We start from the raw sequence: 26,553 nt of genomic DNA, 5'->3' as shown, positions 1-26,553 counted from the left end.
GGATCACACCTCCCGAATACGCGTCGTGCGCGGCAAGGCAATCGCCTCAGCACCGCAGACAAGCAGAATGTCAAAGCCCAGCGGATAACGGGCGGCATTGGCTTCCATGGCACCCACGAAACCCTCTGGCAGACCGGCAGGCGCGATGGTGCAGGAAGTCTCGATGCCTGGTCCCGTCAGCTCAAGCGATGCTCCACCGTTGATCGAGCGGACCGGTAGAATGAGGGTCGCAGAACGGTCTGGATATTCCATCGTTCCATGCGCAAAGGTCTGCCACTGCGCCACATCGCTTGCTTCAGTCAAAAGCACGAAACTCGCCTTCGACGGCTCTTGCGCAATGGGTGCACCGCTATGGAAGGTGAGCCACGCTGCAACATCCTTCATCGCGTCCGAGGCCTCAATCCACACGGGCGTATCGTAGTCAGCCAGTGTAAGCAGAATTGCGGATGCGGCAGCATTTAGCGGCGCTGGGCCAGCGGCACGCTCACCCAGCGTTGCAACCGTTCCCGGTCTTGAAACGGCATGCATTACGGCATGAAAGACATCTTGCGAAGCAAAGACCGGATCGGCAAAGCCGCCATCGAACGTGACCGTACTCATCAGTCTTCTCCTCTCGCGACGGTGAAGAAATCAACCTTCGTCGCTTCCGTTTCTTCAGCCCGGCGGAGTTTGGTGTCTTCCAGAATAGCCAAGGCGGGGCGAACAATTTCGTCATCGATGCGCGCGACCCAGTCAGGGCTTTGCCGCAACGCATCCAGATGAGCGACGATATGTGCCTTGCGCTGATCGCGACCGAGAACAATCGAATGCCCAATCTCACCGGTTGCGAGCTTGACGGTTGCGCGAGTGACGCTGGCTTCCCCAAGATTGAATGCGGCGCCGCCGCCGCCAATTTTGCCGCGAACCATTACGGTGCCGATTTCAGGCCCTCGCACAGGCGCTGCCCGCGGCATTTGCGCCTCCAGCACGCCGTAGGTTTGCAAAAGAACATCTGCCGGTGCGTTGGCAAGGATATCCAGCGCTTGCTTTCGATTGAATACTTCCATCATTTTGCCGCCGATATGGTAGGTTTGTAATTTGTCTATTTGTATAGACAACCATTCTTATTTGTTTTATACATCACTAATCATGACGATGGAATGACAGCGGGACGTTTGAAGAAAAATGAATGCAAATGACGATGGCATATCCCGATGGCGCAGGGTGGCGGATGGACTTCGCGGCGCAATCGCCAACGGCGAAATGGGCGAGCAATTGCCGCCGGAAACCGAACTCGCCACGCAGTTTGGCGTCAACAGACATACGGTCAGGCGGGCCATTGCAGCGCTATCGAGTGATGGAGTTTTACGTGCTGAACGTGGCCGCGGGACATTCGTCAATGCGGCAAAGACGCGTGTCGCTTACCCCATAGGGGAAAGGGCGAGGTTCTCCGAGAACATGATGCAGCAATCGCTCGCCCCTTCCGGTCGTCTCATTCATGCAGAGATCGTGGCGGCCGATACCGCCCAGGCAAAGCTCCTGTCCTGCGGCCTCGGCTCCCCCTTGCACCGCGTCGAGCATTTGGCAGTCGCCGACGGCGCGCCGATGTCGCGGTCTGTTTCCTTGTTCTCAGCAGATCGGTTTCCGGGCATCATAGCTGGTTATGCGGAAACCGGCTCGATCACCAAAGCGCTGGAGCGTGAAGGTCTGGCCGATTATCGACGTCAGGAAACGAGATTGACTGCCGAACGGGTCTCGGCTCGCGACGTGGAACTTCTCAATTGCGCCGCAGACAGCATCGTTCTCGTCAGCCAGGCCGTCGACGTCGATATGGATAGCAAGCCCATCCAAAGCATCGTCACACGGTTTCTTGCCGACCGTATGGAGCTGGTGTTTTCCAACGTTGCCCAAACGGCTTGAGGCTCGATTGGACTAATGATGGGTTTATTCGGGGGAACGTATCGGCCAATCACTTGTTAGCAGAGGGAAAGGCATTCCCGCCAGCAACATGATTGGAAGTTTGATGTCCGATACAAATCGTCCCACGCCGCCCTTCGCTGAACAGCAACAGGAACCGCCGGGAACGACTGCACAGATGCAGCCTGTTCCTGATCACGGCGAGCACTCTTATCGCGGAGACGGCAAACTATCGGGAAAAGTCGCGCTGATTACGGGCGGTGATTCCGGCATTGGAAAAGCCGTGGCCATAGCCTTTGCCAGAGAGGGAGCCGATATTCTCATTTCGTATCTTAACGAAGACGACGATGCGAAAGACACGGCCAAGTGGGTCGAAGAAGCAGGCCGCAAAGCAATCCTCGTGCCCGGAGACATCAAATCCGAAGCGCACTGCAGATCGCTTGTGGCACAGACGGTCGAGAAACTGGGCGGGATCGACATCCTGATCAACAATGCCGCATTCCAGCGCACTTACGCCTCGATAGAGGACATCACCGCAGAGGAATGGGACGAGACGTTTCGGACCAATATCTACGCGCCGTTTTTCCTTTCCAAGGCAGCGGTCCCGCTGATGAAGCCCGGTAGTTCCATCATCAACACAACGTCCATTCAGTCACGACAGCCATCGCAGGCTCTGCTGGCCTATGCGTCGACAAAAGGGGCGATATCCAACTTTACCGCTGGTTTAGCCGAAATGGTGGCAGACAAGGGCATCCGGGTAAACGCCGTCGCGCCCGGCCCGATCTGGACGCCTCTCATCCCGTCCACAATGCCTGCTGAAAAGGCCGCAAAATTCGGCGAAAAGACGCTGTTGGCCCGTGCTGGCCAGCCAGCGGAATTGGCAGGTGCCTATGTGCTGCTCGCATCCGAGCTTGGAAGCTACATGACCGGAGCAGTCATCCCCGTAACGGGCGGCGAGATCATGATCTAGGACAGCCCGACAGCAGGTCAGTTCCGCCGAACACTCGAAGACGTCACAAATTTGCATCATTGCAGATTTGCAACTTACGCCGGTGCCAGCCGTTAGTCTGGCTCCGGTCAGTCTATGATGATGTTATCAAAGGGTTTTATAAAATGCTTGACGAACTGGCTGTTGCGCGTACTGGGTCCGAAACTCGCTCTACTCTAGCTTGGGGCGCTCAGCTCATCGATGGCGGAACGCGTTTCAGGCTTTGGGCACCCAACCAGAAACAGGTCAAGCTGCGCTTATCGGGCGATCATCTCATGACCCGTTCGCAAGACGGCTGGTTCGAAATCTTCATCAACGAACAGCCGTTTGGCTCATCATATGGTTTCGTTTTGGATGACGGTAGCGTTGTCTCGGACCCCGCCTCACGCCGACAACAATCCGATGTTTCAAGCCTGTCCATCCTGACAGATCCGAACGCCTACCAGTGGAAACACCGGGAGTGGAGAGGCAGACCATGGCATGAGGCCGTGATCTACGAGATTCACATTGGTACCTTCACACCTGAGGGGACATTCAATGCGGCCGCTGCCAAGCTTGATCACCTCAAGGAGATCGGGGTGACCGCAATCGAGATTCTGCCACTCGCACATTTCCCAGGAGCGAGAGGATGGGGGTACGATGGCGTGCTGCAATATGCTCCCCACACAGCCTATGGTACACCCAACGATCTTAAAGCATTGATAGACATCGCCCACGGCCTTGGTTTGATGGTCTTTCTCGACGTCGTCTACAATCACTTTGGTCCCGAAGGAAACTTTCTGAGCCAATATGCGCCTGAGTTTTTTCGGGATAAACACAATGACTGGGGACAGGAGATTGCCTTCGAGCGTCAACCGGTCAGACGCTATTTTACCGATAATGCCCTGTACTGGCTTGAAGAGTTTCGACTGGATGGCCTGCGCTTTGATGCCGTCAATGAGGTCAAAGACGACAGCAGCACACATATCCTTGAAGAGATACCTGCTGTGATCAGAAAGAGACTGACGGATCGTACCATTCATTTAATGATCGAAAATCCACCCAACGGGACAGACCTGTTGGCGAACGGGTTGTTCACGGCGGACTGGAATGACGGTTTTCATCATGTCGTACACCGGATCGTGACAGGCGAAACCAGCGGAATCTTCGACAAGTTTGCCGATACCCCTTTTGATCAACTGCGCAAAATCGCGGCAGAAGGTTACGTAGACGCGGGAGAACCTACGATCAGCAAGCATTTGCCTCCAACTGCCAGCTTGCCATCAACGTCCTTCATCCATTTTCTTCAAAATCACGATCAGGTCGGCAATCGCGCGCTTGGCGACAGGTTGCACACCACCATCGATGATCAGCTTCATCGCGCATTGACTGCGCTGCTTCTCCTATCTCCTCAAATTCCCCTTCTCTTCATGGGTGACTCCTACAGGGACAACACCCCGTTTCATTTCTTCGCCGACTATAAGGGCGAACTCGCTTCAACCATCCGCGACAATCGCGCACCTGAAGCCGAAAACTTCGGCGGTTATCCCAAGGGCTTTTCAGCGGACGACATTCCGGATCCGAATGCGGAAGCGACATTCCTAGGCTCCAAAATCGATTGGGCCCAATTAGAAACCGAAGAGGGACGCGCGTGGTCGGGCTGGCTCAAGCGTTTGATAGCCATCCGTCAGGCGCACATTGCGCCTAACCTAGCAGACGCTGGTGAAACCAACTCTGGAACAGTGTTGGATTGCCCAGCAGAATGCGTCTTCGTTGACTGGACAATCGGCAAAATTCTCCTGCAACTCCGCCTTAATCTCTCGAAGACAGAAGCTCTTTTGGATTCGGATTTAGGCAAACGCATTTGGCCTGAGACCGCGGATGGCGCGACCGATCATCTGCCTCCTATGTCCGTTGCTTTTTATCGGCGAGACATTTCCGGCTAGTCGTCAGGCTATCTTTACGTTGTTTAAAATTTGGTCACTATCAGACGGGCTGGGTTGCCATTCCAACGATCCCAAATTGTTTTTGTGCAATAACTTGGCAAGCCAATCTACAAAGACGCGGACTTTGTTCGTGACATGCCTCGTTTGCGGGTAGACGATATAAATCGGCATGGGCTCCCGCTTCCACCCCGGCAGAACCGGCACGAGATTGCCTCTGGCGAAGTCGTCGCGAACCATAAAGGGAACAAGCTGCGCCACGCCCATTCCGGCCAGCACCGCGTTCTGATAGGTGCGGCTATCATTGGCGGAAACGATATAACGCGGCGTGATTTCCACCGCGCGTGTTCCGTTATCGAACGGCATCGTCATGATCTGGCCAGATGTCGCGTTGAAGTAGCCAACGCAATAATGGTCTCCCTCCAGGTCTTCGGGTTGTTGCGGCATGCCAAATCTCTCGATGTAAGATGGTGCTGCGCATGTCACGAATTCGAGTTCAGAAACCTTGCGGGCGATAAGCGACTGGTCCCGAGGCGTTCCCACCCGCACAGCGCAATCGACGTTTTCTGCGATGTAGTCCACCAACCTGTCGCCAACACCAAGGTCAATTCGGATGAGTGGATACCGCTCATAGAAGTCGCAGAGATTGGGAATGATGATATGGTCGGCGAAAGCGCCCGCCATTTCCACGCGCAGACGGCCCGATGGTTGCGTATCCGTGTTGGACAAGCTTCCATCCAGTTCGTCGATCTCGGACAGTATTTGTATGGCGCGCTCGTAATAAAGCGCGCCGTCCGTCGTCACCATCACTCTGCGCGTCGTCCGGTTCAATAAGGTGGTGCGCAAATGTGCCTCAAGCCCTTGCACCATATTGGTGACCGTGGTCTTGGGAATATTCAACGCGGTGGCTGCCCGCGTGAAGTTGCCGGTCTCCACTACGCGCGCGAAAACCCGCATTGCCGACAACTGATCCATCGCCCATAACCTTTATTGCCTATTGTCCGCGCATTTGGAATAGTGTTTTCAATTTCGCAGACTTGTGTATTTTATCTCGAACAATAATATCTATTTCAGAAATGACCGCAAGTGGTGGCTGATGGATTGCCTCCCGAGGGCAATAAAATGAACACGCAGTGGCACACCATCGAAAGCGGAGAGAAGGCGCAGCAGCCTCTTTCTGTTCGTGTCTATAAGGGTGAAGGCGAAAACCGGACACCTCCGCTGGTGCTTTATTTACGCGGTGGTTCGTTTCTGGAAAAGGGCGGTCAGTGTCCGGAATTGCCGGTTGCCAGAGCGCTTGCTGATAACGGCGCGGTGGTGGTCGAGGCAGATTATAGCACGACATCCTGCAACGAGTTTCCAGCGGTCATCGACTGCGCTTTCGACGCGCTCGACTGTTTGAGCAACAACCGCAAGCAGTATGGTGGTGCAAAATCGCTGCTGTTTGTGGCGGGAGAAGAAGCGGGCGGCAACGTGGCGGCAGGTCTAGCGCTCAAAGCGCGGGACAGAATGCCTGGAAAATTGGCGGGGCAGATTTTGCTCTCGCCAATGATCGATCCGATGATGGCAACCACGTCTTTTCGGGATGCCGACAAGATTGGTATGCGGCAGCGTTGGGCAGAGGGTTGGAGCCATTATCTGGCAAAGGCCTGTGGGTTTGCACACCCATATGCTGCACCTTGCCAGTGTACGCGGTTGAACCGTGTTGCACCGGCGCTGATATTTACAGCTGAGGATGATCCTCTGCGTGACGAGACCGTGAATTATGCCGGTCGGCTGAGTGACGCAGGGGTTCAGGTTCGGCAGCATGTTTTCCTTGCCGGCTCCGGCTGGACAGGGCTTTACCGCGGTGAAGGTGGCAAATGGCTCTCTGCCGTTTGCACGGAGTTTTCGGATTTCGTTCAAAACCTGAAGCATTAAAATTTTTTCGACTTAACTGGTCGGCTCCCCATGGAGCCAAGGAGATACCCATGACGCTCAAGAACAAGCGCCGTGCCCTTGCGGGTGCCGGCATAGGCCTTGCCGTGTCCGTTGCAGCGGCGGCATTCTTATTCGACCTTCCCATGACCACTGGTGCGGTGGCGGCATCCGGCCCGGCGGAAACGCCTGCTGTTCCAGTGACGGTCGCGGTTGTTGAAAGCCGGGATGTGACGCGTTGGGAACAGTTTTCCGGGCGTCTTGAAGCTGTCGAGCGGGTTCAAATCCGTTCGCGTGTCGCCGGACAAATCCAAGCGGTTCACTTCCGTGAAGGCGCTTTGGTAAAAGCCGGCGATGCACTCTTCACCATCGATCCAGCTCCTTATCAGGCAACGGTTGCCGGTGCGGAAGCACAGGTCGCCTCTGCCGAAGCTAAGGTCGGTCTTGCCAGAACCGAACTTGAGCGTGGACGCAGGCTATCTGACAATCGCACGATTTCGCAAAGCGATCTGGATCAACGCCAGAGCAATTTGGCAGATGCCGAAGCACAGGCTCGGGCGGCCCGCGCAGCACTCACCACCGCCCAGCTCGACCTCAGCTACACGGAGCTTCGCGCTCCGGTTTCCGGTCGCGTCGGCAAACTTGAAATCACCACGGGCAACCTTGTTGCTGCCGGTTCGGGGTCACCCGCACTGACGACGCTGGTGTCTGTCGATCCCATCTATGCAAGCTTCAATGCCAGCGAAGAAATGGTGGCGAAGGCGCTTTCGCAGCTTCCAGTATCAGACGGTGCGCTTCAGGCTTTGGAGCAAATCCCTGTCGAAGTGGGCACACTGGCCGATGAAGGCACGCCGATCAAAGGCACCCTGCATCTCATCGATAACCAGGTCGACGCCGCAAGCGGCACGATCGGTGTGCGCGCCGTATTCGCCAATACGGATGGACATCTGATCCCCGGCCAGTTCGTACGCGTTCGCTTGGGCGAACCGAAGTCCGAAAACCGTATCGTGATCACCGATCGCGCCATCGGCACCGATCAGGACAAGAAGTTCGTCTTTGTCGTAGACGGTGAAAACAAGGTGAACTATCGCCAGATCAAGCCCGGCTCATCGACGGATGGCCAGCGCATTGTCGAAAGCGGCCTGGCCGTGGGAGACAAGATCGTCGTTAACGGCCTTCAGCGCATTCGTCCCGGTGCAATCGTCGCACCGCAGACGGAAGAGAAAGTCGCCTCACAGTAACCATTCGTGGCGGGTCGATTATAGGCCCCCCAGCATATTCAAAACAGAAAAGCGATCCGCCGGTGGCCTGATGCCACCGGAGCGGTTTTCTGCATCCAAATTCCACCCGGAGGCGAGAGGGCCTTTGCTATGAACATCTCCAGATTTTTTGTGGACCGGCCGGTTTTTGCTGGCGTGCTATCGGTTCTTATCGTCGTCGCAGGCTTGATCGGCATGCGCGCCCTGCCGATTTCGGAATATCCGGAAGTCGTGCCGCCTTCCATCGTTGTTCGCGCCACCTATCCCGGTGCGAACCCCAAGGTCATCGCTGAAACGGTGGCAACCCCGCTTGAAGAACAGATCAACGGCGTCGAAGACATGCTCTATATGTCCAGCCAGGCGACATCCGACGGCGTCATGACACTGACCGTGACGTTCAAGCTCGGTACGGACCCGGACAAGGCTCAGCAGCTGGTGCAGAACCGTGTCTCGCAGGCGGAACCCCGTTTGCCTGCCGAAGTTCGAAGCCTTGGTGTTTCCACCGTCAAAAGCTCGCCCGACCTGATGATGGTCGTGCATCTGGTTTCGCCCGGTAATCAGTATGACCTGACCTATCTGCGCAACTATGCCGTCCTCAACATCAAGGACCGGCTGGCCCGTATTGAAGGTGTGGGCCAGGTGCAGATATTCGGCGCGGGTGACTACTCCATGCGCGTCTGGATCGACCCGCAAAAGGCTGCTGAACACAATCTGGCTGCCAGCGATATCAGCAACGCCATTCGCGAACAGAACGTGCAGGCCGCAGCCGGCACCATCGGTGCTTCGCCAAGCCTCAACGGCATCGACCTTCAACTCAACGTCAATGCGCAAGGCCGCCTCTCCACGCCGGAAGAGTTCGGCAACATCATCGTGAAAAGCGGCACGAATGGCGAAATCACCCGCCTGCGGGATGTTGCACGCGTCGAACTCGGTGCGGCGGATTATGCGCTGCGCTCGCTGCTGGATGGTGAGTCTGCCGTTGCTATTCCCGTCTTCCAGGCACCCGGCTCCAACGCCATTACCATTTCCGACCAGGTAGCCGCCACCATGCAGGACCTGCAAAAGGCAATGCCGGATGGTGTGAAATATGAAATCGTCTACGATACCACGCAGTTCGTGCGCGCTTCCATCGACAAAGTTATCGATACCCTGCTTGAAGCCATCGCGCTCGTCGTTATCGTCGTCATCCTCTTCCTCCAGACATGGCGCGCCTCGATCATTCCTTTGATTGCCGTGCCCGTATCCATCATCGGCACATTCGCTGTGATGTATATCTTCGGCTTCTCGATCAACGCGCTTAGCCTCTTCGGGCTGGTGCTGGCCATTGGTATTGTCGTGGATGACGCCATCGTGGTGGTTGAAAACGTCGAGCGAAACATCGAGAACGGGCTGTCGCCGCGTGATGCGACATACCGCGCCATGAAGGAAGTGTCCGGCCCGATCATCGCCATCGCGCTGGTGCTTGTCGCAGTGTTCGTGCCGCTAGCCTTCATCTCTGGCCTGTCAGGCCAGTTCTACCGCCAGTTCGCGCTGACGATTGCCATCTCGACCGTCATCTCGGCCATCAACTCACTGACCCTATCTCCTGCCTTGGCGGCACTGCTTTTGAAGGATCATCACGCGCCGAAGGACTGGCTGACGCGCGGCATGGATAAGGTCTTCGGAGGCTTCTTCCGTGGCTTCAACCGCGCTTTTGGTGCGGCCTCGAACGGTTACGGCAAAAGCGTCGGCGGATTGCTGAACCGCAAAAGCATTGTCATGATCGTTTACGTGGTTCTGGCAGGTGCGACCTATGGCATGTTCAACGCCGTGCCGGGCGGTTTCGTACCCGCACAGGACAAGCAGTATCTGATCGGTTTTGCCCAATTGCCCGATGCCGCTAGTCTTGATCGTACCGAAGACGTCATCAAACGCATGAGCGATATCGCCATGAAACAGCCCGGCGTCGAACATGCGATTGCCTTCCCAGGCCTGTCGATCAACGGCTTCACCAACAGCTCCAACGCGGGTGTCGTTTTCGTTGGCCTCAGCCCCTTCGAGGAGCGCACGACACCGGAACTCTCCGGCGGTGCCATTGCCATGGCGCTCAACCAGAAATTCGGTGCGGTTCAGGATGCCTTTATTGCCATGTTCCCGCCACCACCGGTCAACGGTCTTGGCACGACGGGTGGCTTCAAGATGCAGATCGAAGACCGCGCAGGTTTCGGCTATCAATCGCTTGATGAAGTGACCAAGGCATTTCTCGCCAAGGCCTATCAGGCACCGGAACTGGCTGGCCTGTTCTCCAGCTTCCAGATCAACGTGCCGCAGCTCTATGCCGACCTTGACCGCGCAAAGGCTGAACAGCTCGGAGTTTCGGTAACCGATGTTTTCGAAACGTTGCAGATCTATCTCGGCTCGCTTTACGTGAACGACTTCAATGCCTTTGGCCGTACCTATAGTGTGCGAGTGCAGGCAGATGCGAAATTCCGCGCCCATGCAGAAGATATCGGTCAGTTGAAGGTGCGCTCGTCCAATGGCCAGATGATACCGCTCTCAGCCTTGCTGAAGGTGGATGCCACGACGGGAGCAGAACGCACCACGCGTTACAACGGCTTCCTTGCAGCAGATATCAACGGTGGTCCGGCTCCCGGTTTCTCGTCGGGAGAGGCGCAGGCCGCCATCGAACGTATCGCTGCCGAAACCCTGCCATCCGGTATTGCTTATGAATGGACGGATTTGACCTATCAGCAAATCCTTGCAGGAAGCTCGGGCCTGCTTGTCTTCCCGCTGGCCCTGCTGCTGGTCTATCTGGTGCTGGCTGCACAATATGAAAGCCTGACGCTGCCGCTTGCCATCATCATGATCGTGCCGATGGGTGTGCTGGCTGCTATGACCGGCGTCTGGCTGACAGGAGGTGACAACAACATCTTCACCCAGATCGGCCTCATCGTCCTTGTTGGCCTCTCGGCAAAGAACGCGATCCTGATCGTGGAATTCGCCCGGGAACTGGAGTTCGAAGGTCGTTCCCCCGTTGCCGCCGCCATCGAGGCAAGCCGTCTACGCCTGCGGCCGATCTTGATGACATCACTCGCCTTCATCATGGGCGTGGTGCCGCTGGTGATCTCCACAGGTGCGGGTGCTGAAATGCGCTCTGCCATGGGTGTCGCGGTGTTCTCCGGCATGATCGGCGTGACGATCTTCGGCATCTTCATGACACCGGTGTTCTACGTGCTGGTGCGCAAGCTTTCAGGCAACCGCCCGCTGATTCAACACAAGCCCGAAGAAGCTGCGAATACGGACTTCAAGATGGACAAAGCCGTCTAAGGCACGAACATTCGACAAAAAAACAAAGCCGCAGGACGACACCGTCCTGCGGCTTTTTTACGTTGAACAGGCAATCAGTTGCACTTGTCGGCGGGAGCTTCGTCCAGCTTTGTCCACTGGCCGTCCTTGATTTCGATGACATAGCCGGGCAGTTCCGCATCGTGGCCGACGAAGCAGATATTGTTGCCGAGAATGCCCGAGAAAGTAACGCCCTCCATGCCCTTGGCAACGGCTTCGCGTTCTTCATCCACCTTTGCCGGATCACCGGTCACCCCGGCCTTTTCCATGATCTGTTTCATCAGGAAAAGCGTGTCATAGGTCTGCGCATCGGAATGGTGAGCGCCGAGCTTGTGGATGCCGCGCTTTTCGGCCTCGCTCACAAATTTGTCGTTGAAGGCTGAAGAGCGCTCGCTAAAGCCTTTCCAGAAGCCGGCGGCCATGACGGTTCCGTTGCCTTCAGGACCGAACAGTTCGACCACGTTCGGATCTGCAAATATCTGCGAGCCGATGATGCGGCCCTTGTAACCCTGACGGCGCAATTCCTTGATGACCTTGGAGGCGGAATCCGGCAATGCGGCGATGGCAACGACATCCGGGTTGACCTGCATGATCTGGGCCGCCTGGGCCGACATGTCGAAGCTCTTGTACTGAACGGCAAGTGGCGGACCGTACTTGATGCCCATCTTATCGAAGATGGCCGGATAGAGCTTGGTGCCGGAGGCGTTGGAAACGACCTCTTCGGAGATGTAGATGATCTGGGCCGTGTCCAGCTTCACGCCCTTGTTTTTCAGCGATGTGAGCATGCGGGTGAACTGCTTGGATTCGTCCTCCGTCAGCCTCCAGCCATATTTGCGGTTGTTCGTCAGGCCCGGCGTCGAGGCCGCGTTCGGCATCATCAACACCTTGAGACGGTCGGCATCATTGAACGCCACAGCCGCTTCACCGGAGGACAATGGTCCGACGATGGCCAGCACGCCGTCATCCTGGATCAACTTGCGCGCGCCGACAGACGCCTGTTTGGGGTCGGAGCCGGTCTCGAAGCGCACGAGTTCCACCTGCTTGCCATTGATGCCACCAGCAGCATTGATTTCCTGCAACGCTATGTCTGCGGCAACGACGGTCGGTTCGCCCGGTCCCTTCAGCGGGCCGGAAGTGGCGACGATGTTGCCGATCTTGATCGTATCTGCCGCCAGCGTCGGGCCTGCGAGCAATCCTGCCAGCGCGACTGCGGTCAAAAATCTAGCACTCAATTTCATGACATTCTCCTGAAGCTGAACGGACCATCCGTCCGTCGCGGGTCACACGGTTTGGGTTTGTCTAGGTGATGTCGAGGAAGCATGGCTGCCACCGAGATAGGCTTCGGTCAGGGCAGTATTTCCGGCCAGTGCCGCGGCACTGTCGGCAAGCACGACCTTGCCCAGTTCGAGCACATAGCCACGGCTGGCGGTCTCCAGCGCCATGCCTGTATTTTGTTCGACTAGGAGAATGCTGATACCGTCGCGGTTCAGCTCCTTGATCAGTTCGAAGAGGTTGTTGACGAAAAGCGGCGACAGACCGAGCGATGGCTCATCCAGCATGATCAACCGGGGCCGGGCCACCAGCGCCCGCCCGATAGCCAGCATCTGCTGCTCGCCGCCGGAAAGCACGCTGGCCTTCATGTCCTTGCGTTCCGACAGATTGGGAAAGCGCTGATAGACGGCCTGAAGGTCGCGGTGCCAGTCGCCGTCATGGCGAAGGTAAGCCCCCATCAGCAGATTTTCGTGCACCGTCATGCTGACGAAGATCTGGCGTCCCTCCGGCACCAGCATCATGCCGCGCGTCACCCGGTCGGCGGGCGAGAAATTGGTGATATCCTCGCCTGCGAATTTTACCGAACCGCCAGCGGGTTTGACCGCGCCCTGCAACGCCCGAAGCAGGGATGTCTTACCCGCCCCGTTCGAGCCAAGAACGGTGACGATCTCGCCTTCCTGAATGGTCAGGTCCAGCGCCTTGACGGCATGGTTGCGGCCATAGCGCACATGCAGCCCTGAAACTTCAAGCAACATGGCTGTCCTCCTCTTTCGCCTTAACCATGGCTCTGGCATCGCGCGGCCCGAGATAAGCTTCGAGCACCAGCGGGTCTTCCTGCACGGTGGCGGTGGGGCCGTCATAAATCTTGCGACCGAAGTTCAGCACAACCGCGTGGTCACACAGGCGGCGAACGAGGCCCATGTCGTGTTCCACCACAAGCAACGTCACGCCGGTTGCAGATATGCGTTGCAGGAATTCGGTCAGGCTTTCGGTTTCGGCGGCGTTGAGACCGGCGGCAGGCTCATCGAGAAGCAGCAGCTTTGGCCGGGCAACAAGCGCCCGCACCACCTCGATTTTCTTGCGGATACCGTAGGGCAGCGTCGCGACCACTTCACCGGGATAGGTTTTCAACCCCATCTCGTCCAGCAGCGCCTCAGCTTCCTGCCGCCAATGCGAGCGACCGAAGATTGAGAGGGGTTTCAACATATCCACCACGCTGCCAGCACGAGACTGCTGCCCGAGCATGATGTTTTCCGTGACGGACAGATGCGGCATCAGGCGAATGTTCTGGAAGCTGCGGGCAATGCCCAGACCGATACGCTTGCGCGACGGAATTGACTGGATAGCCTGGTTTTCCAGAAGAATGTCACCCTCATCCGGCAGGTAGAAACCGGAAATGAGATTGAAGATCGTCGTCTTTCCAGCGCCATTCGGGCCAATCAGCGCCATGCGCGATCCAGCGGGAACATCGAAGCTGACATCTGTTATGACGCTGAGGCCACCGAAGCGCTTCGATACGTTTTGAAGGGAAAGAATATTGCCGCTCATGCCGCGATCTCCCTACCTTGAGCATCGTCAGCGGTTTTGCGAAAACGTAGCCGCTCCAGCATCGTGCGGGTGATCAGACCTTCGGAGCGGAAGATCATCATCGTTACCGTGAGAACACCGAGAATGACGAAACGCCAGCTCTCGTCAGGTGGCGAAACCGATGCGCCCAGATCGAACATCGTATTGGCCCACTGCTTCAGATCAGGCAGAAGAATGCGCAGTGCCTCTGGCAGCATGGTGAAGAACGTCGCGCCGACCAACGGCCCCCAGGCCGTCTGCGTGCCACCCAGCAGCACGTAGAGGAGCACATAGATCGACAAGGCCGAGTTGAAGCCCTGAATTTCCACGAAGCTGAAGGAGTGTGAGTAAAGCCCGCCCGCGAGGCCCGCCAGCGCGCCGCCGATGGCAAAGGCGCAGACGCGCACGCCGCGAACATTCACGCCCATGAGATCGGTGACGATATCGTCATCATGGGCTGCGCGCATTGCCAACCCGAGGCGCGTCGCCATGAGATAGAAAACGAAGAGACTGACGAGAACGGCGGCTATGACCGGGACCTGATAATCCACGAATTCCGGCACCGACATGCCCATGGCACCGCCAAGTGTTTCGGAATTAAGAATGGCACCAGCAACGACTTCGGCAAAGGCAAAGGTCGCCAACACCAGATAGACGCCCTTTGTGCGCAGCAACGGGAAGGCGATCAGATAACTGACGAGACCCGTCACAGCCATGGCCGCCGGAATGGTGACCCAGGCAGTGAGGCCGTAGGTCGCGGAGATATAGGCTGCCGTATAGGCGCCGAGTGCCTGGAACCCTGCACCGCCCAGATTGAGCTGACCGGTAGCGACTGGCAGGAAGATCGCATAGGCCATGATGATATTGAGCGAGAGGATCGTCAGAATCCCCATCCAGTAACCACTCATCAGAGCTTCCCCTTACCGATGGAATGATGGCCGAACAGACCCTGTGGCCGAACGAAGAGAGTCAGCAGCAGCAGCCCCCAGACCGCAACCTGCACGGTGTCGGCACCGAAGAAGTGGATGGTCAGCATTTCGGTGAGGCCGATGATCAGGCCACCCAGCACAGCACCCCAGATGGAGCCGAGACCGCCCACGACCATGCCAGCAATCGCCTTGGAGCCGATGTCTTCACCCATATGCGGCGAGACCTCACCGTAATTGACGGCAAACAGAATACCGGCAAGGCCGCAGAGAAGACCCGTAAGCATGAAGATGACAGGCACGAGCTTGTTGGCCTGAACGCCCAGAATATTGGCGGCATCGGGGTTTTCTGCGATGGCACGAAGCCCGCGACCGATGCGGCTGTGCTTCAAAATCCAGTTGAGGCCGTAGACGATCACTAGCACCACGATCAGGCTGATGACCTGTGGCACCCGCAGAAACAGCCCGCCGATGTTGATCGTCAGATCCGCACCACCGGCACCCGCAACACGCTGCGCCTCCGTGCCGTAACCGATGCGAATGAGATTTTCGATGATCAGCAAAAAGCCGAGCGAACTGACCAGTGGGATCGCATGCTCTGTCGAGTCACCATACTTGGTTTTCAAGAACCGAAACGTGAAACGTTCGATGATCAGCGACATGAGAATTGTCATGACAATGGCCAGCACCGGTGCAATAACCCAAGGCACGGGCGGCCCGATGCCGAACAATCCCCACTTGGTGAAGGCCCAGGCCAGCATACCGGCCATCATGAACAGCGTCGGAATGGTGAAATTCAAAAAGTTCAGAACGCCAATCGTCAGAGTGAATGCGACAGCGACTGTCAGATAGACGCTCCCGAGCATGACGCCGTTGATGATTTGTTGAAGAAGCAGCATCGAAATATCTCCTGCGATATTTGTATACAAAAACGTGCATTACTCGGGGGAATTTGATCCGATATGCCGGTTTTGCATCGCATGAGTGAGGATGCGCTTGACGGTACGATCTCTGACTCCATGCCAGCTATCGCCATGACCATGATGGCTTTTCATCGCAGAATTTCCCATTCTCGTTCCACTCTTGGCGCTCGTTGGCGCGCTTTTGCTCGTCAGGGCACCTTATGGGCCTCCGCGATCGATATTCGTCCGACCAGTCTAGAAAAATGACCATTGGTCGGATAGTGCGTCTCGACATTTATAGGAAAAATAGAATTATATGTCGTGACATTATGTACACATTGAGTTAGACCTTGATTGTTGTCAAGGGGAACATTCACGGAGAAATGCAGGCAATGAGCGGGAAAAAAGAGCGGATTATCGTTGTTGGTGCAGGTCCGGTCGGGCTGGTGGCTGCCTGCTGCCTGTCACAGTCCGGCATCCCGGTGACGATTGTAGAGACAAGTCGGGAATTACCCGGCGATCTGCGCGCTTCGACCTTTCATCCGCCGACGCTGGATATGCTGGATCGCTTCGACATCAGCCACAAGCTCGTTGCCCGTGGCCTTGTCTGCCCGCAGTGGCAGTTTCGTGACCGCAAGGAAGGCGTGATCGCCACTTATGATCTAAGCATTCTTGCCGGAGAAACTGCCCATCCCTATCGCCTGCAATGCGAGCAATGGAAGCTGTCCGAAGAGTTGCGGGAAATTATCGACAATGACGACAAGATCGATCTCATCTATGGTGCCAAAGCGGTCGATGTCCATCAGGACGAAGACGGCGTCGTGCTGTCCATTGAGCGGCCGGATGGCAGCGTCGAAAAGCTGGAAGGACGCTATCTGATCGGCGCGGATGGCGCGCGCAGCACCATTCGCAAGACGCTGGGTATCGCTTTCGATGGCCTGACAATCCCGGAAATATTCCTCTCCATGTCCACGACGTTCCGGTTCGATGAAGCCATCGCCGATCTCGCGCCTATTGCTTATCTCACCGACCCCTCAGAATGGGCGGTTCTGTTGCGTACCCCTTCACTGTGGCGCGTGCTTCTGCCAACAGATCCGAACCAGATCGACGAAGAGATCAAAGACCCCGCGACGATGGAACGCCGCCTTCAGGGACTATTCCCAAAGGACGACGCTTACGAGATCATCCATTCAACGGCTTACCGGGTGCACCAGCGCGTCGCCGAAACCTATGTGGCCGGACGCATTTTCCTCGCTGGCGATGCTGCCCATCTCAACAATCCACTTGGCGGCATGGGCATGAATGGCGGGATTCACGATGCGGTCAATCTTTGCGACAAGTTGGCCGATGTCTGGCATGGAAAGGCACCGTTGGAGATCACCGAGCGCTACAACCGCCAGCGTCGCAAGGTGGCGATCGAGACCGTGCAGCAGCAATCGCTGCGCAACCGTAAAATGATGGCGGAAAACGATCCGGCGGCCAGAGCTGCCTATCACGACGAGTTGCGCCGAACAGTGGAAAATCCCGTAACCCACAAGGCGTTTCTCATGGGTTCATCGATGATCCAGTCTCTGCGCGATCTCGAAAACGTGGCCTGACACCCCGGCACTCAATCCCATCTCTTTTCAGAAGGATATCTCACATGGTCGACAGCCTCGGTTATCGCAAGAAATTCGGCGTCATCGCCCCCTCCACAAACACGTCCGTGCAGCCAGAATTCGATTCCATGCGTCCGGTCGGCATCACCAACCATTTCTCCCGCATCACGATCCCGGATGACCCCGTCAAAAGCGATGAGGATTTTCTGGCGCTCATCGACAACATCCGCGCTGCCATTATGGAATCGATCGATTCCGTCATGACGTGCAGCCCTGACCATCTGGTCATGGGCATGTCAGCTGAAACCTTCTGGGATGGTCTCGATGGCTCCGCCCAACTTCAAAAGCGGGTCGAGGAACGGGCTGGCGTCAAGGTCACCATGGGTTCGGATGCCTGCCAGGCAGCACTCAAGAAATATGGTGATATCAAGCGCATCGGTGTGGTGACGCCTTACATGCCGGTGGGTGACAAGCAGGTCACAAAATTCTTCAGCGACTGCGGTTACGAGGTCGTGCATCTCAAGGGCTTGAAATGCGAAAGCCCGATGTTGATCGCCCATACCAGCGAACAGGTGCTGCGCGATTGCATCATGGAGGTCAATGACAGCTCCGTGGAAGCCATCGTTCAGGTCGGCACCAATCTCGCCATGGCCCGCGTTGCCGGTCTGGCCGAATTCTGGCTCGACAAGCCGGTGATCGCCATCAACACCGCGACCTATTGGTATGCGCTGCGCGAAAACGGCATCGAGGACAAGGTGCAGGGCTGGGGCTCGCTCCTCTCCCATCATTGATCATAAGTATGTCAGGAGCTTTCCATGCAGTATGATTTCATTCCCATCAATGAACGCAAACCTCTGCGCTGGCCAAACGGTAAGCGGCTGGCCATCATCACCACCATCAATTTCGAATATTGGGATGCGGTACGCGACAGCGCAAAGCCCTATTATCCCGGCGGACCCAGCATTGTTGGCGGCGACCTGCCCGGCAATGTCTATGACAATGCCAACTACACCTGGCGCGAATATGGCCAGCGCGTCGGTGTATGGCGTCTGTTCGATATCTTCGACGAAGAAGGCGTGCCATCCAGTTGCACCATGAATGCCAAGATGGCGCTTGAACGCCCACAGGTCATTCAGGCCGCACTCGACCGCAAATGGGAAATCGTCGCACATAATTATGTGCAGTCCGATCTTCTGACGGACAATATGTTCGACGAGGAGAAGGAGCGTGAAGTCATCCGCTCCACGCTCAAGGTCTATGAGGACTTCTGCGGCTTCAAGGCAAAGGGGTGGCTGTCCAGTTCGCTGCGCTCGACATTCAACACCGCCGATATTCTGGCTGAAGAAGGCCTGCTCTTCTTCACCGACCTGCTCAATGACGACCAGCCCTATCTGATCAACACCCGCAGCGGTAAGCCGCTGGTATCCGTCTCCTACACATCCGAGGTCAACGACTTCAGCTTTCTGCGCCAAGGGCTCGGTGCGGAAGGCGGGTTGCAGATGTTCAAGGAGCAGTTCGATTGGCTTTATGCGGAAAGCGAGAAGACCGGCAAGTTCATGAATATCGGCTTGCACCCGCATGTCATCGGCCAGCCTTACCGCGTGCGCGCGCTTCGAGATTTCATTCGCTATGCCAAGCAATTCGATGATGTCTGGTTCGCAACCCGCGAAGAGATTGCGGCATGGTATCTCGAAAACCATGAGAGCCACATCGATCCGGTTGTGAAATAACAATGGCCGCAGAGGAGGAGTTTGCAGCCATGATCAATATAGAATTGCCGGATGAAGCCGATGACGAGACGCTGGAACTGGAGCAACGTCCCGTCGACCGGGCCTATGAGGGCATAAGGCGGGCGATCCTGATCGGCACGCTGAAGCCGGGCGATCATCTGCCGGAAGAGATGCTGGCGACCATGACGGGCACCAGCCGCACACCGGTACGCGAAGCCCTGCGGCGGCTGGCAGCGGAGGGTCTTGCCACCGTCATCAACCGGCATCGCTTCGTCTCGAAATTTTCTTACGAGGAAGTGATCATCGTGTTCGAGCTGCGCGCCCGGTTGGAAAGTTATGCGGCAGAGGTAGCGGCGCGGAAGATCACCGAGGCTGAACTGGTCAAGCTTCAGCGGCTGATCGATGAGATCGACGATATTGCCAATGATGGGAGCGATGGATCGCTTGAAAAATTCGTGCTGCTGAATGCCGATTTCCACTCCGCGATTGCCGCAGCCACGCATTCTGCGCATCTGCAGCAATTGATGGCACCGCAAATCTCGCTGCCACTGGCCATCTTCAAACAGTTCGTGGCTGACCGGGCAGTCAATATCAGGCGATCCAATGACCAGCACCGCGATATCCTTGCCGCGCTCAAGGAACGCAACAGCGATTGGGCGGCCGCAGCCATGAGCGGGCACATTTTGTCCACCAGACCGCAGCCCCGCGAACCGAAACGTCGCTAGGCAACGCGCGCCGCGAAAGGAGACAGCCATGACCGATGATCGAGACACTCTGACAAAGACCCCGCGCCGTCTGAACGGTTATATGGACGGGGCATTTGTGAAAGCGGGCGGTGAGGAAATCCCCGTCATCGATCCGGCCACGGAGCAGACGGTGGGTGTCCTGTTCGAATCCTCCACAGATGATGTCGACCGTGCGGTTTCCTCAGCACGGCACGCCTTCGATAAAGGGCCATGGGGACGCACGACTGTCGCCGAACGCCAGACTGCGTTGATGGCGATCCATGACGCGATCCTCGCGCACGCTGACGAACTGGCGGTTCTTGAAACGATCGATACCGGCATTCCGCTTAATCAGACGCGCAACATCCATGTTCCGCGCGCAGCCTATAACTTCCGGTTCTTTGCCGAATATATCAACCAGTCGGGCGGCGATGTCTTCACTCAGGAGCCGGGCCTGATGAGCATCGTCACCTATGAGCCGATTGGTGTTTGCGCGCTGATCGGCCCGTGGAACATGCCTCTGGGCCTGACCGCCATGAAGATCGCCGGGGCGCTGGCTTTTGGAAACTGCTGCGTCGTCAAACCTTCCGAACTGACCCCACTCACGGTCACCCGCCTTTTCGAGATCATCGAAGGCATATTGCCGCAAGGCGTTATGAACCTCGTCAACGGTCGTGGTCATATCTCCGGCACGGCGCTGGTATCGCATCCCGCCATCGACATGGTGTCCTTTACTGGCGGCACAGAGACGGGTGCGGCAATCCTCACCTCGCTGGCGAAAGGCATCAAGGGCTCGGCGATGGAACTGGGCGGCAAGTCTGCCAACATCATTTTCGATGATGCCGATTTCGATCAGGCACTCGATGCGGCGATGCTGAGTTCCTTCATGAACAACGGCCAGATGTGCCTTGCCGGAACGCGCATATTCGTACAGCGCTCCATCTCCGAACGCTTCATCGAAACCTTCACGAGCCGTGTCAAAGCACTGAAGGTTGGAGACCCGCTGACATCTGGCACAGAGATTGGCCCGATGATCAATCAAGCCCAGCGCGAGCGCATGTCCCGTTACGCCGAAAGCGGCATATCGCAGAAGGCGCAACTGCTGGCCGGTGGCCACCGCCATGCCGGTTTCAACACCGGCTATTATTTCGAGCCAACCGCCATGCTGGCGCCCGACAACAGCCTCGCCATTTGCCAGGAAGAAATCTTCGGACCTTTTGCAGCACTTCAGGTCTTCGATGATGAGGAGGAAGTGATCAGCAGGGCCAATGACAGCGACTTCGGCCTCGTTGGTTATGTCTGGACACGTGATCTGGAGCGATCGATGCGAGCCGCCTCGGCTCTTCGCACCGGTACCGTTCTGGTCAACACCCCGATTGTCCGGGATCTCAGAACCGGCTTCGGTGGATACAAACAATCCGGCCTAGGGCGCGAGGGGGCCAAAGGCTCGCAGGCGATGTTTACCGAAATGAAGACGACGATCATCGCCCGCGAACCGCGCAAGATACCGCGTCTCGGCATGTCCGGCTGAGGAGGAGAAGACCGTGATCGATTATCCCTCCCTGAAAGGCCGTTCCGTTCTCGTTACCGGCGGCTCCCGAGGCCTCGGCAAGGAAATGGCGTTCGCACTGTTGGAAGCTGGCGCATGCGTGGCTATAACAGGGTCTCGCGACAGCCAGGCACTGGAAGACACCATTGCTGAAGCAACGCGGATTGCCGGGTCGCAGAATGTGTTGGGTCTGGCTGCTGATGTCAGCGATTATAGTCAGTGCGAAGCCACTGTCCGTTCGGTCATCGCCGCATTTGGAAAGATCGATGTCCTCATCAACAATGCGGGTGTCGGCATGCGGTTGATCAGCGAGACCTTCAACACACAGCCGACGAAGTTTTGGGAAGCCGATCCGCAGGCATGGGCGGCCATCGTCGCCACCAATATCAACGGCACCTTCAACATGGCGCGCGCCGCAGTACCGCATATGGTGACTGCCGGTTTCGGCAAGGTGATCAATATCTCTACCAGTGATCAGACCATCGTTCGCAAAGGCTATGCACCCTATGGCCCCACAAAGGCGGCACTGGAAGCCACGTCCCGCATCTGGGCGCAGGACCTCGCAGGCACCGGTGTGGACGTGAATGTCTATCTTCCCGGCGGAGCAGCCGATACCGGCCTTCTACCTGATAGCCCCGACAAGAAAGGTGCTGACGGCAATCTCCTACCTGCATCGATCATGCGCCGCGCCATCCTCTGGCTTTGCGCTGACCAATCCAACGGCCAGACAGGCGGGCGCTATATCGCAAGATTGTGGGACGACAATCTGGCCCCCGCCGAAGCTGCCGAGGCCGCCCGTTCGGCACCGGTTGCCAAACCGATGATCATGTGAGGCGCGGAATGCGGACATTTGGCGACGCCACCATCGACACGATCACTGACCTCGACCCCTTCGCGCTGCCGATCGATCTGCTGTTCCCAGGCCGGACGGTTGCGGACTTGCGGGAGTACGAAACGGTGCTTTCACCGCATCATGTGGATTTCGGTACTGCGCGTATTCTTCTAGGTGTTCACAGCCATCTGCTGCGCATTGGCGGACGCAATATCCTGATCGACACCTGCATCGGTGAACACAAGCCACGCCCGAGAAGAGCCGATGACTGGCATCAGCGCAGGGGCTCCGGTTATCTCGAGCGGTTGGCGGCGCATGGTCTGCGCCCCGACGATATCGACATGGTATTATGCACCCATCTGCATGCGGACCACGTCGGCTGGAACACTAAGCTGGTCGATGGACGTTGGGTGCCGACCTTTCCGAATGCTCGCTATCTCGTCGGCAAACAGGAGTTTACCCATTGGCGGGATGCAGAGAACAAAGCACCCGGCCAGCACAATCACGGCTCCTTCATCGATAGCGTGATGCCGATCCTTGAGGCCGAGCAACTGGACCTTGTCGATGCCGATGCCGAGATTGCCGATGGTATTTCACTCAAACCGCTTTCTGGCCATTCGCCGGGCCAGATCGGCCTCTGCCTTTGCCACGGCCAGCAAAAGGCAATCTTCTGTGCGGATGCCATTCATTCCGTGGTTCAGGTCTATCACCCGGATTGGGTCAGCCGCTTTTGCAGCGACCAAGAAATGGCCATTGCAACCCGCATGGAACTGCTGAACGAGTCCGCGGATAACGGTACAATCCTCATCCCCGCTCATCTGCGGCATTTCAGCGGCATGCGGATCAAACGTGTCGGCAGCAATTTTGTCCCGGAGTTCGTGACATGATCGCCACCACTGGCTTACTCCGTGGCGGTTTCCTTGCTGCGATGAATGCGCATGACATAGGCCATCTGGTCCGCCGGATGCCAGTTGAACGAGGCGATCAGCACGCCGGTTTCGGTCACGTAGCGGCGCAGAAGCTGCAACGACCACGACCCCGGCTTCAGCCCGAGCTGGCGGATCATATCCTCTCGCATCGGAACTGCACGAACCTCCTGCACGACCTCTTCAATAGAACCATCTGCATGCCGTTCCAGAAGCGCAAAGAAAGGCCCCTGAAAGCCGGGAAACTGCGCGACGACATCTTCGAAACGCTTGGGCACGTAGCTTTGCACATAACAGATCGGCTTGCCGCCCGGCTCCGTCCAGCGAACGCCGCTGACCAGCATCCATTCTTCACCCGCAAGACCACCGACAAGCTCGGCAGTCTCGGGCTTCAGAACAACGGTGCTGATATCCAGCACGACGAAGTAGGTCTCGACCGCGACCTGAAACAGTTCCTGGAGCGAGTCGTAGGACTGGAAGAAAGACGAGCGCGACGTGTTCGAAATCACCCGCGTGCCGACGCCCTGCTTGCGCTCCACATAACCGCGCTCACGAAGATAACGCAGCGATTCACGAATCGTCGTGCGGCTGCTGTTGAACTCCGCCGCCAGCTCGATTTCAGGCGGAATAAGGCTTCCGACCGGATAGAAGCCCTCGATCAGCCGCTCTTCGAGTATTTTCTGGATGCGGGCGTAGCGCGGAATGCCGTCACCAGCTTCGCCACCCGGCAGACCAATTTCATTATTCATCATCAAAATCCATCCGATGTTCTCTCCCGCGAGCATCGCTCTTCCCAAGCCCGTTCTAGCGCAAAATCCACAGCATGGAAGTGCATGACATGACTTATACAGCGATCACACGCGCATAGGTATGGACATTTAATTATGGTGAACATTAATGGTCATAACAAACTGAGTTGAGGTGCCCAGATGCTCGAGAGACATAAGTCGGTCTACAGCTACCGCGCAAAGCTCGGCCTCATCACGCCACCGACGAATACCGTCAACGAGGCGGAATGGGCCAGAATGATGCCGGAAGGCGTAACTTTCCATACCCATCGCATGCCACTTCACGCCGATACCAAAAGCGAGAGCGGCAAGGCAGCCTTGATGCACGATCTGGAACAGGTCTTTGCGATGCTCAAAAATGCCCGGGTCGACGCCATTGCCTATGCCTGCACAGCAGGGTCGATGATCAATCCGGTTGAGGCGCTGCCGGAAATGCTGACGCAGACCATGGACGTGCCAGCCGTGACGACATCGGCGGCGATCATCAAAGCCTTGAAGACGCTTGGCGTTACGCGTCTGTCGGTCGCGACGCCCTATGCCGACACGCTCAACGAGCATGAAACGCACTTCCTGCAAAACAATCGTTTTTCCGTCGAGCGCCTGATTGGCCTCGGTATCGGCAAGAACGGTCCGTCGGACTATATCCGCATTGCCGAAACGCCCGTCGACACGGTGGCGAGCCATGTGCGTGCAGCCTTCGTGCCCGGCAGCGAAGCAATCCTCATTACCTGCACCGATTTTCCGTCGTTGCCGCTGATTTCGGAGCTTGAGCGCGAGTTTGGCGTGCCGGTAATCACATCCAATCAAGCCACATTCTGGGCCATGCTGCGTATCGCTGGCATCGAAGACCGCTTCGAGGATTACGGCAGGCTGCTGGCAGAACACTGATAAAACAGGGGAGAGAGACATGGCCGATGCGAGACTAAGACAGGCGTTGGAGGCAAAAGAGTTCATTCTGGTGCCTGGCGTGTTCGATCTGATTTCAGCGCTCATAGCCGACAGGCATGATTTCAAGGCGCTCTATGTCACCGGCTACGGCACCGTCGCATCCTATCTCGGCCTGCCCGATGCGGGGCTGGCCACATACCGGGATATGCTGGAGCGCATTTCGCAGATCGTCAAAATGACCACCAAGCCGGTGATTGCAGATGCCGACACCGGCTATGGCGGGCTGCTCAATGTCAGGCACACAGTGCGCGGTTATGAGGACGCCGGTGTCACGGCCATCCAGATCGAGGATCAGGAATTCCCGAAAAAATGCGGCCACACACCCGACCGGCGCGTCATTTCCCTTGCTGATATGGTGCAGAAAATCAGGGTCGCCTCGGACAGTCGCTCCAGCGCCGATTTTCTGATCGTCGCACGCACGGATGCCAGAACCTCGCTCGGTTTGGATGAGGCACTGCGCCGTGGCGAGGCCTATTGCGAGGCTGGTGCGGATATTGTCTTCATCGAATCCCCCGAAAGCGAAGAGGAGATGCGCCAGATTTCCGACCGCATCGACGCCCCGCTTTTCGCCAACATGGTCAATGGCGGACGCACGCCCATTCTCTCGGCAGATCGGTTGAAGGAACTGGGCTTTTCCATCGCCATCCATCCGGCCATCGGTTTTCTATCGATGGGTGCGGCCCTTCAGAAAAGCTATGGCGACCTTGCCGCAAACGGCATCACCTCGCCCGACATCGACCTCTATTCCTTTAGCGAATTCAACAAGCTGCTGGGCTTCGAGGACATATGGGCCTTTGACAGGAAATATGCCGAGATCTCGTGAGACCGGCAAACAACGTAACCACAGGAAAGACAATGTCCCAGGATCTCGATGAAAATTACAAGGCCGCTTATGGAAAGAAGGCGGGGTTCGGCAAACGCCCGGCGCTGGTTCTGATTGATTTCGCGCAGGCCTATTTCGATCCGGAATGCCCTCTTTATGCCGGGGTAGACGACGCACTCGCCAGCGCCTTGCGCATCCGCAAACTGGCCCACGAAATCGGCATTCCAGTGGTACTGACCGAAGTGACCTATCACAGGAGCGGCATCAATGGTGGACGCTTCATGGAGAAGGCAAAGCCGCTTGGCGCATTTATCAAAGGCAGAAGCACGGCCGAATTCGCAAAGGGACTTGTGCCTCTGGAAGACGAGATCGTTGTTTCCAAGCAATATCCGAGCGCCTTTTTCGGCACCAGCCTTGCATCAACGCTCACGGCCATGGGTATCGACAATGTCGTGTTGACGGGCCTAACGACAAGCGGCTGCGTGCGGGCCTCCTGTGTCGATTCCATGTCGCACGGATTCATCACCACCGTCGTTTCAGATGCCTGCGGCGACCGCCATCAGGCCCCGCACGACGCAAACCTCTTCGATATGAACGCCAAATATGCCGATGTCGTTTCAGAAGACGAAATCGTCCAGTTCTTCGAAACAATCAGGAGATAA

Annotated in this window: 25 protein-coding genes; 16 read left to right on the top strand and 9 right to left on the bottom strand. The window is 56.9% G+C overall.

Annotated elements, in window-relative coordinates; translation table 11 throughout:
- Nucleotides 1-3: 3 nt before the first annotated feature.
- Both phnH and phnG read right to left on the bottom strand, forming a co-directional pair.
- Nucleotides 4-600, bottom strand: coding sequence for a phosphonate C-P lyase system protein PhnH (gene phnH, locus CPJ18_RS22410; RefSeq protein ID WP_077106086.1), 597 nt, complete (start codon nucleotides 598-600; stop codon nucleotides 4-6).
- Complete coding sequence (phnG, locus tag CPJ18_RS22405) at nucleotides 600-1,046, bottom strand: phosphonate C-P lyase system protein PhnG (protein ID WP_245445461.1); 447 nt, start codon at nucleotides 1,044-1,046, stop codon at nucleotides 600-602. Before phnG ends, phnH begins: the two co-directional genes overlap by 1 nt.
- A gap of 118 nt (nucleotides 1,047-1,164) precedes the next feature.
- On the opposite strand from phnG, the gene phnF reads away from it, so the two are divergent.
- The 3 genes from phnF (at nucleotide 1,165) to treZ (ending at nucleotide 4,809) form a co-directional block, all read left to right on the top strand.
- Nucleotides 1,165-1,899, top strand: coding sequence for a phosphonate metabolism transcriptional regulator PhnF (phnF, locus tag CPJ18_RS22400; RefSeq protein WP_077106084.1), 735 nt, complete (start codon nucleotides 1,165-1,167; stop codon nucleotides 1,897-1,899).
- A gap of 103 nt (nucleotides 1,900-2,002) precedes the next feature.
- A complete protein-coding gene (locus CPJ18_RS22395) occupies nucleotides 2,003-2,866 on the top strand; it encodes an SDR family oxidoreductase (protein ID WP_181013803.1) in 864 nt (287 codons plus the stop codon).
- Nucleotides 2,867-3,009: 143 nt separating this feature from the next.
- The gene (gene treZ / locus CPJ18_RS22390; RefSeq protein WP_103660075.1) at nucleotides 3,010-4,809 is read left to right on the top strand and encodes a malto-oligosyltrehalose trehalohydrolase; all 1,800 of its coding nucleotides are present in this window, start codon (nucleotides 3,010-3,012) and stop codon (nucleotides 4,807-4,809) included.
- Nucleotides 4,810-4,812: 3 nt separating this feature from the next.
- Here the strand turns inward: treZ and CPJ18_RS22385 are convergent, their stop codons facing one another.
- On the bottom strand, nucleotides 4,813-5,781 hold the full coding sequence (locus CPJ18_RS22385) for a LysR family transcriptional regulator (protein WP_083716561.1): 969 nt from the start codon (nucleotides 5,779-5,781) through the stop codon (nucleotides 4,813-4,815).
- 147 nt (nucleotides 5,782-5,928) lie between these two features.
- On the opposite strand from CPJ18_RS22385, the gene CPJ18_RS22380 reads away from it, so the two are divergent.
- From CPJ18_RS22380 to CPJ18_RS22370, 3 genes are all read left to right on the top strand, one after another.
- Nucleotides 5,929-6,726 (top strand): alpha/beta hydrolase fold domain-containing protein, encoded by a 798-nt coding sequence (locus CPJ18_RS22380; RefSeq protein WP_103660074.1) that lies wholly within the window; start codon nucleotides 5,929-5,931, stop codon nucleotides 6,724-6,726.
- A 50-nt stretch (nucleotides 6,727-6,776) separates the two neighbouring features.
- On the top strand, nucleotides 6,777-7,964 hold the full coding sequence (locus tag CPJ18_RS22375; protein ID WP_077106081.1) for an efflux RND transporter periplasmic adaptor subunit: 1,188 nt from the start codon (nucleotides 6,777-6,779) through the stop codon (nucleotides 7,962-7,964).
- A 129-nt stretch (nucleotides 7,965-8,093) separates the two neighbouring features.
- A complete protein-coding gene (locus CPJ18_RS22370; protein WP_077106080.1) occupies nucleotides 8,094-11,288 on the top strand; it encodes an efflux RND transporter permease subunit in 3,195 nt (1,064 codons plus the stop codon).
- 74 nt (nucleotides 11,289-11,362) lie between these two features.
- Here CPJ18_RS22370 and CPJ18_RS22365 read toward each other — a convergent pair whose 3' ends face one another.
- The 5 genes from CPJ18_RS22365 to CPJ18_RS22345 are packed head-to-tail and all read right to left on the bottom strand — an operon-like array spanning nucleotide 11,363 to nucleotide 15,969.
- Nucleotides 11,363-12,544, bottom strand: coding sequence for an ABC transporter substrate-binding protein (locus CPJ18_RS22365; protein WP_077106079.1), 1,182 nt, complete (start codon nucleotides 12,542-12,544; stop codon nucleotides 11,363-11,365).
- Nucleotides 12,545-12,586: 42 nt separating this feature from the next.
- Nucleotides 12,587-13,333, bottom strand: coding sequence for an ABC transporter ATP-binding protein (locus CPJ18_RS22360; RefSeq protein WP_181013804.1), 747 nt, complete (start codon nucleotides 13,331-13,333; stop codon nucleotides 12,587-12,589).
- On the bottom strand, nucleotides 13,323-14,126 hold the full coding sequence (locus CPJ18_RS22355; RefSeq protein ID WP_077106078.1) for an ABC transporter ATP-binding protein: 804 nt from the start codon (nucleotides 14,124-14,126) through the stop codon (nucleotides 13,323-13,325). Before CPJ18_RS22355 ends, CPJ18_RS22360 begins: the two co-directional genes overlap by 11 nt.
- Entirely contained in the window at nucleotides 14,123-15,052 is a 930-nt protein-coding gene (locus CPJ18_RS22350) for a branched-chain amino acid ABC transporter permease (RefSeq protein WP_077106077.1), read from the bottom strand. Before CPJ18_RS22350 ends, CPJ18_RS22355 begins: the two co-directional genes overlap by 4 nt.
- Complete coding sequence (locus CPJ18_RS22345; protein ID WP_077106076.1) at nucleotides 15,052-15,969, bottom strand: branched-chain amino acid ABC transporter permease; 918 nt, start codon at nucleotides 15,967-15,969, stop codon at nucleotides 15,052-15,054. Before CPJ18_RS22345 ends, CPJ18_RS22350 begins: the two co-directional genes overlap by 1 nt.
- A gap of 395 nt (nucleotides 15,970-16,364) precedes the next feature.
- Between CPJ18_RS22345 and CPJ18_RS22335 the strand changes: the two genes are divergently transcribed.
- The 7 genes from CPJ18_RS22335 to CPJ18_RS22305 are packed head-to-tail and all read left to right on the top strand — an operon-like array spanning nucleotide 16,365 to nucleotide 23,293.
- Entirely contained in the window at nucleotides 16,365-17,570 is a 1,206-nt protein-coding gene (locus tag CPJ18_RS22335) for an FAD-dependent oxidoreductase (protein WP_077120114.1), read from the top strand.
- Nucleotides 17,571-17,614: 44 nt separating this feature from the next.
- Nucleotides 17,615-18,361 (top strand): maleate cis-trans isomerase family protein, encoded by a 747-nt coding sequence (locus CPJ18_RS22330; protein ID WP_077106073.1) that lies wholly within the window; start codon nucleotides 17,615-17,617, stop codon nucleotides 18,359-18,361.
- 24 nt (nucleotides 18,362-18,385) lie between these two features.
- Entirely contained in the window at nucleotides 18,386-19,300 is a 915-nt protein-coding gene (locus CPJ18_RS22325) for a polysaccharide deacetylase family protein (RefSeq protein ID WP_077106072.1), read from the top strand.
- A gap of 29 nt (nucleotides 19,301-19,329) precedes the next feature.
- Nucleotides 19,330-20,025: a GntR family transcriptional regulator gene (locus tag CPJ18_RS22320; RefSeq protein WP_077106120.1), complete on the top strand. Its 696-nt coding sequence runs from the start codon at nucleotides 19,330-19,332 to the stop codon at nucleotides 20,023-20,025.
- Nucleotides 20,026-20,053: 28 nt separating this feature from the next.
- The gene (locus CPJ18_RS22315) at nucleotides 20,054-21,556 is read left to right on the top strand and encodes an aldehyde dehydrogenase (protein ID WP_103660073.1); all 1,503 of its coding nucleotides are present in this window, start codon (nucleotides 20,054-20,056) and stop codon (nucleotides 21,554-21,556) included.
- Nucleotides 21,557-21,569: 13 nt separating this feature from the next.
- Nucleotides 21,570-22,406: an SDR family NAD(P)-dependent oxidoreductase gene (locus tag CPJ18_RS22310; RefSeq protein ID WP_083716559.1), complete on the top strand. Its 837-nt coding sequence runs from the start codon at nucleotides 21,570-21,572 to the stop codon at nucleotides 22,404-22,406.
- 8 nt (nucleotides 22,407-22,414) lie between these two features.
- Nucleotides 22,415-23,293, top strand: coding sequence for an MBL fold metallo-hydrolase (locus CPJ18_RS22305; protein WP_153366812.1), 879 nt, complete (start codon nucleotides 22,415-22,417; stop codon nucleotides 23,291-23,293).
- Nucleotides 23,294-23,307: 14 nt separating this feature from the next.
- Here CPJ18_RS22305 and CPJ18_RS22300 read toward each other — a convergent pair whose 3' ends face one another.
- Nucleotides 23,308-24,084 carry a GntR family transcriptional regulator gene (locus CPJ18_RS22300; RefSeq protein ID WP_244554248.1) on the bottom strand — a complete coding sequence of 259 codons (777 nt, stop codon included), beginning with the start codon at nucleotides 24,082-24,084 and terminating at the stop codon, nucleotides 23,308-23,310.
- A gap of 177 nt (nucleotides 24,085-24,261) precedes the next feature.
- On the opposite strand from CPJ18_RS22300, the gene CPJ18_RS22295 reads away from it, so the two are divergent.
- Genes CPJ18_RS22295 through CPJ18_RS22285 form a run of 3 tightly spaced genes read left to right on the top strand, consistent with a single transcriptional unit; the run spans nucleotide 24,262 to nucleotide 26,553 of the window.
- Complete coding sequence (locus CPJ18_RS22295; RefSeq protein WP_103660072.1) at nucleotides 24,262-25,008, top strand: maleate cis-trans isomerase family protein; 747 nt, start codon at nucleotides 24,262-24,264, stop codon at nucleotides 25,006-25,008.
- A 19-nt stretch (nucleotides 25,009-25,027) separates the two neighbouring features.
- Complete coding sequence (locus CPJ18_RS22290) at nucleotides 25,028-25,891, top strand: isocitrate lyase/PEP mutase family protein (RefSeq protein WP_103660071.1); 864 nt, start codon at nucleotides 25,028-25,030, stop codon at nucleotides 25,889-25,891.
- Nucleotides 25,892-25,923: 32 nt separating this feature from the next.
- A complete protein-coding gene (locus CPJ18_RS22285) occupies nucleotides 25,924-26,553 on the top strand; it encodes an isochorismatase family protein (protein WP_077106067.1) in 630 nt (209 codons plus the stop codon).

The organism is Agrobacterium rosae, from assembly GCF_002915175.1.
Taxonomy (GTDB): Bacteria; Pseudomonadota; Alphaproteobacteria; order Rhizobiales; family Rhizobiaceae; genus Agrobacterium; species Agrobacterium rosae.
This window is presented reverse-complemented; position numbering and strand designations above follow the sequence as displayed.